The following is a 13,701-nucleotide window of genomic DNA, read 5'->3' on the forward strand; positions in this document are numbered from 1 at the left end:
ATTATTTACTCTTACTATTATTTGTACTTTTTACCCCAGGGCCTTTTTCTTGTAATTGGGAAGGTAACAGTGTGGTCGTTACTCGTTTCCCTTTATCACTAAATGCTTCCATTTGTTGGGTTGGGACTAAATAGGTAATTTTGTCACCTTTAATATTGCTATCTAGTTGTTCAAGGTAGGCATTACCTGTTAGGATAACCAGCTCTTTCTCCATTTCATAACGTATTTTATCGCTGTGACCTTTGATCGGTTTACCATCATCTTGTAATTGATAGAAATTGGCTGGCGTACCATAGGCTTCGACAACCATCTTTTTGGCATCGCCGTTCGGACGAGTGACAACGACTTTATCAGCTCGAACATCTATAGAACCTTGTTTTATGACAACATTTTCTGTAAATGTGGTAATATTTTTTTCTAAATCAAGTGACTGTTTAACTGAATCAATCTGAATGGGTTGTTGAGAATCACTTCTCAGCGCTATTGCTGGCAAGCTTAATATGAATATTGAACTAGTCAATGCTACATTAATGAAGATCTTTTTTGCCAATATCATTATTTTAGTTGTTTCCTTCGGGAGCTGTTTGCTTATTGGGGATTTCATAATAGGTTTTGACATCTTCAATTAACTCTGCGGTATGCGTTCTCATATTACCGCGCATTTTCATACCCACTGATCGTAAACCGATACCAATTACTGTGACTTTATCATCAGATGAAACATCCTGGGTAATTAGGTTAACGATGGCATTTTCCGTCAAAATTTTTTGTAAATCTGAAGTTGGATTTAAGTTATTTACTTGAACATTACCATATAAATAGAGCATGTTGTCGTTTGTTAATTTGGCTTTATTGGCGCGTACGGCCCAAGTGGGGATACTTTTTGTGTCATAAGTTGTTAATACTGGATTAATAAACCAGCTGGTTTTATTACTCGAAAAGTGGTGTGTCTCATCCATTATCAGTTTATAGGCCAATTTACCCATTGGATCATAGACATGGGTAATGGCATTACCAGTTTGATAATTTGGTTGGCTGTTATCAACCATAGCGGGTGCTTTTGATTGATTAAAATCAGCTAAGTTCCAGCCAATAAGCGCTAAAACAATTAGTGTTAATATAATGTTAAGCCAAAACTTAAATTTGCTCATCGTTGTTTCATTTTTGCCTATATTGATAAACCTTGGGCATTTTCTATCTTATCTTGAGCAAGCAGAATCAGATCACAAATTTCACGTACCGCACCTTTGCCGCCTACTTGATATGTAACATAATGCGCTTTACTTAACAACATTGGATGCGCGTCAGCTACAGCAACCGAAAGCCCTATCTGCGACATGACAGGCCAGTCAATTAAATCATCACCAATATAAGCAATCTGTTGAGGTTGGAGTTTTAATCGGGTTATCAGATCATTATAAGCTAATTTTTTTTCACTTTGCCCTTGGTAAAAATAATTAATACCGAGTGTTTTGGCACGATCTTTCAATAACTTAGCTTTACGTCCAGTAATAATGGCAACTTCAATTGCAGAGGTCAGTAAACAACGGATACCATAACCATCTTTTACATTGAATGCTTTTAGTTCTTCACCATTATTCCCCATATAAATTAAGCCATCTGTCATGACACCATCAACATCACAAATTAGTAATTTTATAAGACGTGCTTTTTCAACGATATGTTGGTCTATTGGGCCATAACAGGTTGTTATTTTATTACCATTATTCATGTATTATTTCCAATAATTATATGATGCCAGCTTGCAAAAGATCATGCAGATGAATAACACCAATAAGTGTATCTGCTTTTGCCACCAGTAAGGAAGTAATATGGTGTTGTTGCATCAAATTTAAGGCGTCAACCGCTAGCATATCGGGTTTTACCCTAATACCACCGGCTGTCATTACATCGGTAATTTTGGCATTATTTAAGTCAATATTCATTGCAAAGACGCGTCGTAAGTCACCATCGGTAAAAATACCTTCAATTTGCATTTCTTCATTACAAATCACAACCATACCTAGTTTTTTGCGAGTAATTTCCACTAATGCTTGCTGTAATGTTGCCTGTTTCATGACATTTGGAATATTTTTCCTGGTATGCATTAGGTCACTCACTCTTAATAAAAGTTTGCGTCCCAATGTGCCACCTGGATGAGAAAGTGCAAAATCTTCAGCGGTAAAACCCCGCGCTTCAAGTAAAGCGACCGCAATCGCATCTCCCATAACTAACATCGCTGTTGTGCTTGTTGTTGGCGCTAGACCTAATGGACAAGCTTCCTGCGGTACTTTGATACAAAGGTGAAAATCTGTCGCTTTTCCCATGCTACTAGCAGGGTTTTTTGTCATACAAATTAGCGCAATATGTTGGCGTTTTAACACTGGAATGAGTGCTAATATTTCATTTGACTCACCGGAGTTAGAAATAGCCAGAACAATATCTTGACTACTAATCATGCCTAAATCACCATGACTGGCTTCTCCTGGATGGACAAAAAAAGCCGGTGTTCCTGTACTGGCTAATGTGGCTGCAATTTTACGGCCAATATGGCCTGATTTACCCATCCCCATAACAACGACTTTGCCAGTACATTTAAAAATCAGTTCACAAGCTTGGTTAAAATCATCATTGATATATTGCTCCAAATTGGCAAGCCCGCTACGTTCAATCTCCAATACCTTCTTCGCTGTTTTTTGAAAATCAATTTCAGACATTTTTATTCCCCAATTTGATATAAGTAATTTAATTATATGGGTTAATAGATCTTTAGAAGACTCGTTTTTTCATATCACTCGCTTTGTATTACTGTCATCAATATATTATCCGTACGTTGTATTATTAGAAAAAATAGCATTTTTCACTATGATAACATTTGAAAATTTGTTTATTGTGACGATGTAATGAAAAAAAGTAAAATTGGCAATAATATTGATAGCGAATATATGCTAGTTTTTAGGTAATATGTTCCATACTGAGTAAATATACTTAAATGATAATTAGACAGAAAGGCTATTATTGTCATGAAGAAGTCTGTAGGTAATATCGTAGAAATCAAAGATATGTCTTTTATTCGGGGTCAACGGCTGATTTTTACCGATATGAGCTTGACGATCCCCAGGGGAAAAATTACGGCAATCATGGGGCCATCAGGTATTGGAAAAACAACTTTGCTACGTTTGATTGGTGGACAATTACAGCCAGATAAGGGAGAAATTTGGTTTGATGGTGTTAATATTCCAACACTATCACGCGCGGAACTTTATGCTGCTCGCAAGAAAATGAGTATGTTGTTTCAGTCTGGTGCCTTGTTTACTGATATGAATGTTTTTGACAATGTTGCTTTCCCTTTACGTGAGCACACTGTTTTAGCAGCAGAAATTATTCGAACAGTGGTCATGATGAAACTAGAGGCAGTCGGGTTGAGAGGTGCGGCCAATCTTATGCCGGCTGAACTATCAGGTGGTATGGCGCGACGAGCAGCATTGGCACGCGCTATTGCCCTTGATCCACAATTAATTCTATTTGATGAACCTTTTGTTGGGCAAGATCCGATAACCATGGGAGTTTTGGTTAAACTTATTGATGAACTTAATCATGCATTAGGTATTACTTGTATTACTGTTTCTCACGATGTGCCAGAAGTGTTGAGCATAGCGGATAAAGCTTATATTGTTGCAGAGCAACATGTTATTGCTGAAGGCACAGCGAAAGAATTGCAACAAAATAAGGATGCGCGGGTTAGGCAGTTTCTTGATGGTATAGCAGATGGTCCGGTACCATTTAAGTTTCCGGCAGGAAATTATGCAGCAGATTTATTAGGGTGATGGGATGATACTAATTGATACATTAGCCGCATTAGGCCATCGTTCACTAGCTATGGTGGCGACATTTGGTCGTGCTGGCTATTTGTTATGTCGGGCTTTATTTGGCAAACCTGAATTTGCAAAACAATGGCCATTATTAATAAAACAGCTCTACAATGTAGGAGTCTTATCTTTATTAATTATTGCTGTATCGGGATTATTCATTGGCATGGTACTTGGTTTACAAGGATATTTAGTCTTGACCATGTTTAGTGCTGAATCCAGTCTTGGCATGATGGTAGCTCTTTCTTTATTAAGGGAACTAGGGCCAGTGGTGACCGCACTTTTATTTGCTGGTAGAGCAGGTTCTGCATTAACGGCAGAAATAGGATTGATGAAAGCAACAGAGCAGATCTCTAGTTTGGAAATGATGGCGGTTGATCCATTACGTCAAGTGATTGCGCCGCGTTTTTGGGCGGGACTGATCAGTATGCCATTACTGGCATTAATTTTTGTCGCCGTGGGCATATTAGGTGGTGCGCTAGTCGGTGTTGATTGGAAAGGAATTGATGAAGGTTTTTTTTGGTCATCGATGCAATCTGCTATTGAGTGGAAAAAGGATATTCTCAACTGTTTTATTAAAAGTGTGGTATTCGCTTTTACGGTCAGCTGGATAGCTTTATTTAATGGTTATGATGCCATCCCAACATCGGAAGGGATAAGTCGTGCAACAACCAGAACCGTTGTTCATTCGTCATTAGCTGTGTTGGGTTTAGATTTTGTGCTTACTGCACTGATGTTTGGGAATTAATTCATGCAAAGTAAGAAAAGTGAAATTCTAGTTGGACTATTTGTTTTGATTGCATTAGCTGCAATTGTCTTTTTATGTTTAAAAGTTGCAGGTATTAAATCATTTGGTAATCAACCGACTTATAAAGTTACTGCTTCTTTTACCAATGTAGGCGGATTGAAAGTAAACTCGCCGGTAAAGATAGGTGGTGTGGTGGTTGGCCGAATAGTCGATATTATGTTGGATAAGAAAACTTATACACCACGTGTTACCTTAGCGATTTTTAGTCAATATGATAATATTCCTGACAACAGCTCATTGTCGATACTTACTGCGGGATTATTAGGTGAGCAGTTTTTAGCACTTAATGTGGGTTTTTATGATCCTGATATGGGAATTACCTTTCTTAAGGACGGTGGACGCATTGAAGATACTAAACCTGCCATAATATTGGAAGATTTAATTGGGCAATTCTTATATAGAAGTGGCGATCCTAATCGTTCGAATAGAGCAAGCTCAGTTTCCGGAAATAACGAAAAATCTTCCACGACACCATGATGAACAATCTAATATGATAAGAAAAGGAACCTATTTTATGTTTAAACGTTTCTTAATAGTGGCTTTGTTAGTGGTTGCCCCGTTTGCGATGGCGATAGATCAAACCAACCCATATAAACTGATGCAAGAAGCCGCTGCTAAAACTTTTACCCGCTTAAAAAACGAGCTGCCTATGATCCGGCAAAATCCAGATTACCTACGCAGGGTTGTTCGTGAAGAACTTATGCCTTATGTACAAATTAAGTATGCAGGAGCATTAGTCTTAGGATCTTATTATAGTAGTGCAACCCCGTCACAACGGGATGCTTATTTTCGGGCGATTGAAGCCTATTTGGAACAAGCTTATGGGCAAGCTTTGGCAATGTATCATGGGCAACAATATCAAATTGCGCCAGAACAACCACTGGGTGATAGGAATGTGGTTGCTATTCGGGTAACAATTGCCGATCCACAGGGCCGACCACCTGTACGTCTTGATTTTCAATGGCGTAAAAATAGCAAGACTGGCTATTGGCAGGCTTATGATATGATTACTGAAGGTGTTAGTTTAATTACAACTAAACAAAATGAATGGGCTAATATTTTACGTACCAAAGGTATTGACGGCTTGACACAAGAGTTGCTCAGTAGTGCAAAAAATCCCATTACACTGGAAAATAAAAAATCATGATACCCATGTTGACTTGGGAGCAGAAAGGTCAAATGTTGATTTTAACCGGTGAGCTTGATCGTGATACTCTGCCGGCTTTTTGGCAACAGAGAAATCAGTTGCTAAAAGGTATTAACGCGATTAATGTTTCCCAGTTATCTCATATCGATTCTACCGGACTCGCTATGTTTATTAGGTTAAAATCAGAACAGCAGTCAGAGAATAAATGGGTATTTGAAGGTATTAGTGAGCGTTTTAAGACCCTTATTAGGCTTTATAAACTTGAGGATTTTATGAACTAATTGGGTCATAAATTTTAAAAATAGTTTAATATATAAAGCAAGCGCTCTTGTGCATTTTTATGCCAAGGGCGTTTTGTTTGATTTGCAGCAGATGATAGATCGATTAGGATAGATGGATTGTCTTTAATGTTAGAATTGAGTTTAATTATGAATACAAATGAAATAAAGCAAGTATTAATAGAACAATTGAAACTTGATGAAGTGATTGTCAATGGCGATGGTAGTCATTTTCAAATAATTGCTGTTGGTGAAATGTTTGACGGTATGAGTAGGGTTAAGCAGCAGCAAGTGATTTATGCACCACTAATGGAATATATTGCAGATAATCGGATCCATGCATTATCAATTAAAGCTTATACCCCCGCAGAATGGAAAAGAGATCGTAAGCTTAATGGTTTTAAGACTATACTTTTGCATTAATAATATAAATATTACTCATAGAGAATTTCTTGATGGACAAGTTTCGATTAAAGGGGCCAACTCGTTTGATGGGAGAGGTCTCGATTTCTGGTGCAAAAAATGCGGCACTACCGATATTGTTTGCATCGCTTTTAGCAGAAGAACCCGTTGAATTACAAAATGTTCCAAAGCTAAAAGATATTGATACAACAATTGAATTACTTAATCAGTTAGATACAAAAGTTGAGCGTAATGGCGCTATTTTTGTTGATGCACGTGGTATTAATAAATTTTGTGCTCCTTATGAATTAGTCAAGACGATGCGTGCATCTATTTGGGCTTTGGCTCCATTAGTGGCTCGTTTCGGTCAAGGCCAAGTATCTCTACCGGGAGGATGTGCGATTGGTGCGCGTCCAGTTGATTTGCATATTGCAGGGCTTGAACAACTTGGTGCCAAAATTACCTTAGATGAAGGTTATGTTAAAGCATCGGTTGATGGTCGTTTGCAAGGCGCCAATATTGTTATGGATAAAGTTAGTGTCGGCGCCACCGTGTCTATTATGACGGCTGCAACTCTGGCAGAAGGAAAAACCGTTATTGAAAACGCAGCTCGTGAACCTGAAGTTGAAGACACAGCCAACTTTTTAAATTCATTAGGGGCAAAGATCACGGGTGCAGGTACAGACAGCATTATTATTGAAGGAGTTGCGCGCTTAGGTGGTGGTATTTATCGAATTTTACCTGATCGGATTGAAACAGGTACCTTCCTGGTTGCAGCTGCTATATCTGGAGGTAAAGTAATCTGCCGCAATACTAAACCAGCTACATTGGATGCAGTATTAGCTAAATTACGTGAAGCGGGTGCAGAGATTGAAATTGGCGAGGATTGGATCCAGCTGGATATGCATGGTAAGCGGCCAAAAGCAGTGACTATCAGAACAGAACCGCATCCGGGCTTTCCAACCGATATGCAGGCACAATTTAGCTTACTTAATTTAGTGGCTGAAGGTGTTAGTACAATAACAGAAACTATTTTTGAAAATCGTTTTATGCATATCCCAGAGTTAATTCGTATGGGCGCCCATGCAGAAATAGAAGGAAATACTGTTGTTTGTCATGGTGTTGAACAACTTATGGGTGCACAAGTCATGGCTACGGATTTACGGGCATCTGCTAGTTTAGTACTTGCTGGATGTATTGCGAAAGGAAAAACAACTGTTGATCGGATTTATCATATCGATAGGGGATATGAGAAAATAGAAGAGAAACTGCGTAGTTTAGGAGCCAATATAGAACGTATTATTGCAAAGAAAATATAATCTACTATTTTACTAAGGTAAAAATCAGTAGCTTAGTTAGATTTAGTAGCTCAGACTTGATCTGACAGTTACCGGTTATTTATACAGTACCTGTCAGGTTAAATTTGATTTAAATCTTTCTCTCTCCAAAGTTGTTTTCCATCGTGTAAAGTTGCCATAGGAGTTCGACCGCAACACATTTTTCCTTGGTGAGTGCGTTGGTTATTATATTCCGCTAACCATTTATCTAAATCAGCTTGTAATTCGGCTAAATTACCGAAGATTTTCTTACGAAAAGCCACCTGATATAGCTAGGCGACTTAATTTTGATTACAAGGTGTGTTATGAGTTATACAATTGATTTTCGACGTAAAGTAATATCTGTAAGGAAAGCCGAAGGTTTAACAATTCGAGAAACTGCGAAACAATTCCGTATTGGAAAAGCGTCTTTAGTACGTTGGCTTAAACGACCAGAGCCAAAAAATTCAACGCCACGTAAGAGGAAGCTCGATAAAAATGCTTTAGCAAAAGATGTGGAACAGTATCCAGATGCTTACCAAAAGGAACGGGCAGAGCGATTCGGTGTTTGTAAAAAGACTATTTGGCAATCCCTTAAAAAGCTGGGATTAACCTATAAAAAAAACTCTATTCCATCCAAAAACCAACGAAAGCGACAGGCTGGCACATCAGCAAAAAAGACAACAGTATGAAAAAAAAGATAAATCTGTTGTTTTTATTGATGAAAGTGGTTTTTCACATGACACTCCACGAACTCACGGCTATTCCCCAAAAGGTCACCGTTGTTTTGGCCTGAAAAACTGGGGTGCTAAGGGAAGAACAAATGTTATTGGCGCTTTATTGGGAACAACCCTGTTTGCTATCGGATTATTTGATTGCAATATTAATCGTGATGTTTTTTATGTTTGGATCACAAAAATATTGCTCCCAGAACTTCCTGAAAATTCTGTTATTTTTATGGACAACGCTAGCTTTCACAAAGGTAAGAATATTGAACAGGCAATTATAAACGCAGGACACCAGATAGAATATTTGCCTGTGTATTCACCAGATTTAAATCCTATAGAACATAAATGGTCTCAAGCTAAACGTAAAAAGATGGAAACAGGATGCACTATCGATGACCTGTTTTTAATACATATGCTGTAATCAAAATTAAGTCGCCTAGCTATAGAACTCTTGTAATACAGTTTTATGAAAGCGTTCACAAATCCCATTAGTTTGAGGTGAACGAGCTTTAGTTTTTGTATGATCAATATCATTGATAGCGAGATAAAGTTGATAATCGTGATGTTCAACTTTACCACAATACTCACTGCCTCTGTCCGTCAGTATACGTAACACCGGTAACCCATGCTGGGAATAAAAAGGGAGAACCTTGTCATTTAATAAATCTGCCGCCGTTATCGCGCTTTTTGTTGTGTAAAGCTTACAATGAACGACTTTACTGTAAGTATCAATGTAAGTTTGTTGATAAACACGACCAACGCCTTTTAAATGACCGACATAAAAAGTATCTTGTGAACCCAGATAACCTGGATGCGCTGTTTCAATTTCACCACAGGCTTCATCATCTTGCGCTTTCTTTTCTAGAGCACTGATTTTGTGATTCTGACAGGATAATTCCTTCTGTCTGCGATTTTATCTTCAAGCGCTTTTAGGCGTTTTGTAAAATTCACGAGTTTCGCACAGGCATATAAAATTCCAGAAATGGCTTAAAAGCAATAGTTAATTTGCAAGTTACTAAAACGTATAAATTTGTTTAAATTACAATAAGTTGCTTTTAATTTATAAGATTTTGTCTATTTATATATTATGCTGAATCAAACTTAAAAATAGAGCGTTTTTTTATTGGTGCGAAACTCGTGAAATTATCGAGATTATGGCGCAGCCAAATAGAGCGAACGCCACTCCCCGAAACAAAAATGCCTTTTTTTCTTAGTTCATTACTACTGCGGTGTTGACCGTATGCAGGGTATTCAATCGCATACTCAACTACAGCGCTTTCAATCTGTTCGTCTACTCTATTTTTTACGTTAGGCACCCGTCGATTTTGATTAATTAAAGCGTCTATCCCACCATCGTTAACAAGTTCCTGGTAGCGATAAAACGTATCTCGGGATACACCCATAATCTTACAGGCTTTTGAGACGTTATTAAGCTCTTCAGCGAGGTTAAGTAACCCGACTTTATGTTTGATACATAGAATTACCTTTTATTTAATTATCTAATGATGTTAATTAAAACCGGTAACGCTCTTTTTTAAATCATAATTGTCAGATTAAGTTAAGACTAATATAAGTTAGACTGCTGATTCTTACTTATTGTAGTAGTGATTTACCTTCATTGTACTCTTCAATTTTAACGTGGACAGTCATTGTTTTTTCGTTGCGTAGTAGTGTGACAGGGACGATACTGCCAGGACTAATTTCAGCAACTTGATCCATTGTTTCCGCAGCCGAGATAACCGGCTGACCATTAACAGAAATAATAATGTCACCGACTTGAATACCGGCATTTTCTGCAGGGCCATTTGCCGCGACCTGAAAAATACGTAGCCCTTTAATTTGATTAATATCGTTAATGTTAGAGCGAATACGGGGTAAGTCCCGCGCAGTGATACCGATAAAACCGCGGATCACTCGCCCATCACGAATAAGTTTTTCCATAATTTTAGTTGCTAATTCTGTTGGAATAGCAAAACCTAACCCCTCAGGCGTAAAACCATTTTCTGAATGATCAAATGAGAGTGTATTAATTCCCATCAATTCACCTTCAGTATTAATTAGCGCTCCGCCTGAATTTCCATGATTAATAGATGCATCGGTTTGTAGAAAATTCTGTCGGCGGGTGGGACTTAGCCCTACACGCCCGGTGGCGCTCATAATTCCTTGTGTTACCGTTTGTCCTAAATTATAGGGGTTACCGATGGCTAACACGATATCGCCAACGTGAGCTTTACGTTGTGGGTTAATCGGAATCACAGGAAGATTTTCGGCGTCTATTTTTAAAACAGCCAAGTCTGTTAAGCTATCTGAGCCAACGATGAGTGCGTCAAAAATTAATCCATCAGGTAGTGCAATCTGAATTTGATCCGCGTTATTAACGACATGTCTATTGGTAATAATATAACCGTTACTACTCATAATGACACCAGAGCCTAATGCAGTTAATTCGCGCCCATTTTGGGAAAAACTACCGGTACCGCTGCTATAAACATAAACAACTGCCGGTGCTGCTCTACGTACCGCTTTACTATAACTAATTGGTTGATCATCTTTTTTACCGTCGAGGAGGTCAGTGAGTCCTTTTGGGCGTATAGATGGAATAGCTATTAGCAAAATAGTAGCGATAACAAGCCCTACAATGACGGCACGAAAAAGCTTGATGAACATAAGTAAGTATTCTGTAATAAAAGATAAACGAGATAATAAAATAGCAGGATACCATAAATACAAACAGGTACGATAGTTAACAGTACCAGTACCTGTTTGCTGGGTGATTAATTGAATATATTATTACCGCGAAGTAATAAGTAGATATTTTGATCACCACGTAAAATATTTAATGCTAAAGCAGTAGGTTTAGTTTCAATAATTTTACGCAGTTGATTAATATTTTCTATCCGTTGTTCGTTGGCACTAATAATAAGATCACCTTTTGCCAGGCCAAGCATGGCTGCAGGTGAATTAGACGAAACGTTATCGACCTTAACACCTTTAGTGCCTTTGATTGTACTATTGCTCAAAGTGGCTCCCATTAGTGATGTGGTTAAAATTTCGGCTTTCGTACTGCTGGAATCACTATCTTTTAAGGTAACATTCACTTCCATTGGCTTGCCTTTGCGTAGTAGACCGATGGTGATCTGCTTACTGATTTCACTAGTGCCAATTTTAGCTTTCAATTCAGCGAAACTATTGACATAGTTGTTATTAATCGAAACCAAAATATCACCAGATTGAATGCCTGCTTTAGCTGCTGCAGAATTTGGTATCACTTCACTGACAAATGCCCCTTTTTGCACATCAATCTTCAATGCTTTCGCTACATCAGAAGTCATTTCAATGCCTTTGATCCCTAGCAATCCACGTTTTACTTTACCATATTTGATAATTTGATCGCTAAGAGATTTAGCCATATTGGACGGAATTGCAAAGCCGATACCAATACTACCCTCACTAGGCGCTAAAATAGCGGTATTAATGCCAATCAGTTCACCATTGAGATTAACTAATGCGCCACCTGAGTTACCTCTATTAATAGAAGCGTCAGTTTGAATAAAATTTTCTAGACTTTCTACGTTTAAACCACTACGACCCAATCCAGAAATAATGCCTGATGTTGTTGTTTGACCTAAGCCAAAAGGGTTACCAACAGCAATAGCAAAATCACCAACTCGCAGTTTATCGGAATCAGCTATTTTAATCGCCACTAAGTTCAATTTTTTCAGATTTGCTGTACTTGAATCCTTGATTTGTAATAGGGCGATATCTGTTTGAGGATCACGGCCGATAAGCTTAACGTCAATTTCTCTGCCATCATTAAGCTGAATTTGGATGCTATTAGCATTATCGATGACATGGTTATTAGTTAGGATATAACCTTTTTCAGCATCAATAATAACCCCGGAGCCTAATCCTTCAAAAGGGAGAATACTTTGTTGTTGTGAGGGAAAATTGGGCCCAAAAAAGAATTTAAATTCTTCGGGTAGCTGTTGATTTTGAACATGTGTTCCAGATACACGAATACTAACTACGGCAGGAAGTACTTTTTCTAGCATCGGTGCTAGGCTAGGTAATTCTTGACCAGATGATAAAGTAATTGGTGGCATTGATGCAGAATGACTTACTGCAGGTATATTTATGAGTGAAAGACTGATACTCATAGCTAATATAGTTAAAAAATGTTTCTCTTTTTTCATCATGAATTCAATTCTCTTACATACCTAATTTATTTAAGGTAATTTGCTATCCTGGATAGAATAAGGCCTCAGCAGGTTTAAGACTTTAAATTATGCAAAAAAGTTCAGCCAACAGATAGTAGTAATCGTTTTTTTACATGTATTTACATGATATTAATTTTTTACAACAAAATAACTCTATCAGGTGGATACGCTACCATCAAAACTAAGTAAAGATGCAATTTTATTAATATATGTAACCTAATTTACCTTCTTTTTTCTTTTATTGTGCGAAATAAGCCAGAAGAACCTTCAGAGTAATCTTTAGGTGGTAAATTAACGGGAGCTTGATCATTGTCTAATTCTGATTCAGTCAAACGATAGTTAAAAGGGTTGTTTTGTATTGGCATATTAGGCATCAATTCATGAGAACTTTTCGCCATATGCTGATAGAGTTGACGATAATCTTGCGCCATGCTATCGAGTAACTCTGCACTACGCGCAAAATGGCTAACCAATTCTTTACGATATTCTTCCAATTCATGGTTTTTCTTTTCAAGTTCAGCTTGTAAAGCTTGTTGGTTGCGTAGCTTGGTATTGCCGAAGCGAACTACTAGTGCACCAATAATGAAACCTACAATTAGACCGATTAGTGCATATTCCCAAGTCATGTTGACTCCTTCATTAACAAAACAACATTTATTTTCATAGAAATAAATTCACAGTATAGCAGTCACTATACCTGTTAAAAGGCCATAAGTGAAAGTGGGAAAAGTTATTGCTAATGATTTCATAGTATTTTGAGGTATTAAAGTAGCAAAGATTATCGATATAACCACGAGTTTCGCACCAATAAAAAAACGCTCTATTTTTAAGTTTAATTCAGCATAATATATAAATAGACAAAATCTTATAAATTAAAAGCAACTTATTGTAATTTAAACAAATTTATACGTTTTAGTAACGTGCAAATTAACCATT

Annotated in this window: 16 protein-coding genes and 3 pseudogenes; 9 read left to right on the plus strand and 10 right to left on the minus strand. The window is 37.6% G+C overall.

Annotated features, from left to right (window positions below; translation table 11 throughout):
• Position 1 precedes the first annotated feature (1 nt).
• Genes lptA through kdsD form a run of 4 tightly spaced genes read right to left on the minus strand, consistent with a single transcriptional unit; the run spans position 2 to position 2,717 of the window.
• Positions 2 to 556, minus strand: a complete 555-nt coding sequence (gene lptA / locus AYJ55_RS03505; RefSeq protein WP_063654301.1) for a lipopolysaccharide ABC transporter substrate-binding protein LptA — start codon at positions 554 to 556, stop codon at positions 2 to 4.
• A 4-nt stretch (positions 557 to 560) separates the two neighbouring features.
• Complete coding sequence (lptC, locus tag AYJ55_RS03510) at positions 561 to 1,151, minus strand: LPS export ABC transporter periplasmic protein LptC (protein ID WP_063654302.1); 591 nt, start codon at positions 1,149 to 1,151, stop codon at positions 561 to 563.
• A 17-nt stretch (positions 1,152 to 1,168) separates the two neighbouring features.
• The gene (gene kdsC, locus AYJ55_RS03515) at positions 1,169 to 1,732 is read right to left on the minus strand and encodes a 3-deoxy-manno-octulosonate-8-phosphatase KdsC (protein ID WP_063654303.1); all 564 of its coding nucleotides are present in this window, start codon (positions 1,730 to 1,732) and stop codon (positions 1,169 to 1,171) included.
• Between the two features lie 16 nt (positions 1,733 to 1,748).
• On the minus strand, positions 1,749 to 2,717 hold the full coding sequence (gene kdsD, locus AYJ55_RS03520; RefSeq protein ID WP_063654304.1) for an arabinose-5-phosphate isomerase KdsD: 969 nt from the start codon (positions 2,715 to 2,717) through the stop codon (positions 1,749 to 1,751).
• 306 nt (positions 2,718 to 3,023) lie between these two features.
• Here kdsD and mlaF point away from each other — a divergent pair, with 306 nt between their 5' ends.
• From mlaF to murA, 7 genes are all read left to right on the plus strand, one after another.
• Complete coding sequence (mlaF, locus tag AYJ55_RS03525; RefSeq protein WP_063654305.1) at positions 3,024 to 3,827, plus strand: phospholipid ABC transporter ATP-binding protein MlaF; 804 nt, start codon at positions 3,024 to 3,026, stop codon at positions 3,825 to 3,827.
• 7 nt (positions 3,828 to 3,834) lie between these two features.
• Positions 3,835 to 4,617, plus strand: coding sequence for a lipid asymmetry maintenance ABC transporter permease subunit MlaE (mlaE, locus tag AYJ55_RS03530; RefSeq protein ID WP_063654641.1), 783 nt, complete (start codon positions 3,835 to 3,837; stop codon positions 4,615 to 4,617).
• Positions 4,618 to 4,620: 3 nt separating this feature from the next.
• Positions 4,621 to 5,154 carry an outer membrane lipid asymmetry maintenance protein MlaD gene (mlaD, locus tag AYJ55_RS03535; RefSeq protein WP_063654307.1) on the plus strand — a complete coding sequence of 178 codons (534 nt, stop codon included), beginning with the start codon at positions 4,621 to 4,623 and terminating at the stop codon, positions 5,152 to 5,154.
• Positions 5,155 to 5,191: 37 nt separating this feature from the next.
• A complete protein-coding gene (gene mlaC / locus AYJ55_RS03540) occupies positions 5,192 to 5,824 on the plus strand; it encodes a phospholipid-binding protein MlaC (RefSeq protein WP_063654309.1) in 633 nt (210 codons plus the stop codon).
• 5 nt (positions 5,825 to 5,829) lie between these two features.
• Positions 5,830 to 6,105, plus strand: a complete 276-nt coding sequence (mlaB, locus tag AYJ55_RS03545) for a lipid asymmetry maintenance protein MlaB (protein ID WP_245677264.1) — start codon at positions 5,830 to 5,832, stop codon at positions 6,103 to 6,105.
• A gap of 147 nt (positions 6,106 to 6,252) precedes the next feature.
• Complete coding sequence (ibaG, locus tag AYJ55_RS03550) at positions 6,253 to 6,525, plus strand: BolA family iron metabolism protein IbaG (protein ID WP_063654642.1); 273 nt, start codon at positions 6,253 to 6,255, stop codon at positions 6,523 to 6,525.
• A gap of 32 nt (positions 6,526 to 6,557) precedes the next feature.
• Positions 6,558 to 7,823 carry a UDP-N-acetylglucosamine 1-carboxyvinyltransferase gene (gene murA / locus AYJ55_RS03555; RefSeq protein WP_063654311.1) on the plus strand — a complete coding sequence of 422 codons (1,266 nt, stop codon included), beginning with the start codon at positions 6,558 to 6,560 and terminating at the stop codon, positions 7,821 to 7,823.
• Between the two features lie 98 nt (positions 7,824 to 7,921).
• Here the strand turns inward: murA and AYJ55_RS03560 are convergent.
• Positions 7,922 to 8,110 (minus strand): annotated as a pseudogene (locus tag AYJ55_RS03560) (IS481 family transposase); the annotation flags it as partial.
• A 36-nt stretch (positions 8,111 to 8,146) separates the two neighbouring features.
• Between AYJ55_RS03560 and AYJ55_RS03565 the strand changes: the two are divergent.
• Entirely contained in the window at positions 8,147 to 8,512 is a 366-nt protein-coding gene (locus AYJ55_RS03565; RefSeq protein WP_063653415.1) for an IS630 transposase-related protein, read from the plus strand.
• Positions 8,481 to 8,969, plus strand: a complete 489-nt coding sequence (locus AYJ55_RS03570; RefSeq protein ID WP_063653499.1) for an IS630 family transposase — start codon at positions 8,481 to 8,483, stop codon at positions 8,967 to 8,969. Before AYJ55_RS03565 ends, AYJ55_RS03570 begins: the two co-directional genes overlap by 32 nt.
• A 21-nt stretch (positions 8,970 to 8,990) precedes the next feature.
• On the opposite strand, the pseudogene AYJ55_RS03575 reads toward AYJ55_RS03570, so the two are convergent.
• The 5 genes and pseudogenes from AYJ55_RS03575 to zapG form a co-directional block, all read right to left on the minus strand.
• Positions 8,991 to 9,502, minus strand: a pseudogene (locus AYJ55_RS03575) (DDE-type integrase/transposase/recombinase); the annotation flags it as partial.
• Between the two features lie 185 nt (positions 9,503 to 9,687).
• Positions 9,688 to 10,029 (minus strand): annotated as a pseudogene (locus AYJ55_RS03580) (helix-turn-helix domain-containing protein); the annotation flags it as partial.
• A 112-nt stretch (positions 10,030 to 10,141) separates the two neighbouring features.
• Positions 10,142 to 11,215 carry an outer membrane-stress sensor serine endopeptidase DegS gene (gene degS, locus AYJ55_RS03585; protein WP_063654643.1) on the minus strand — a complete coding sequence of 358 codons (1,074 nt, stop codon included), beginning with the start codon at positions 11,213 to 11,215 and terminating at the stop codon, positions 10,142 to 10,144.
• Between the two features lie 107 nt (positions 11,216 to 11,322).
• Positions 11,323 to 12,741 carry a Do family serine endopeptidase gene (locus AYJ55_RS03590; RefSeq protein ID WP_063654317.1) on the minus strand — a complete coding sequence of 473 codons (1,419 nt, stop codon included), beginning with the start codon at positions 12,739 to 12,741 and terminating at the stop codon, positions 11,323 to 11,325.
• 245 nt (positions 12,742 to 12,986) lie between these two features.
• The gene (gene zapG / locus AYJ55_RS03595) at positions 12,987 to 13,391 is read right to left on the minus strand and encodes a Z-ring associated protein ZapG (protein ID WP_063654319.1); all 405 of its coding nucleotides are present in this window, start codon (positions 13,389 to 13,391) and stop codon (positions 12,987 to 12,989) included.
• Between the last annotated feature and the right edge of the window lie 310 nt (positions 13,392 to 13,701).

The sequence above is a fragment of the Candidatus Arsenophonus triatominarum genome, from assembly GCF_001640365.1.
Lineage (GTDB): Bacteria > Pseudomonadota > Gammaproteobacteria > Enterobacterales > Enterobacteriaceae > Arsenophonus > Arsenophonus triatominarum.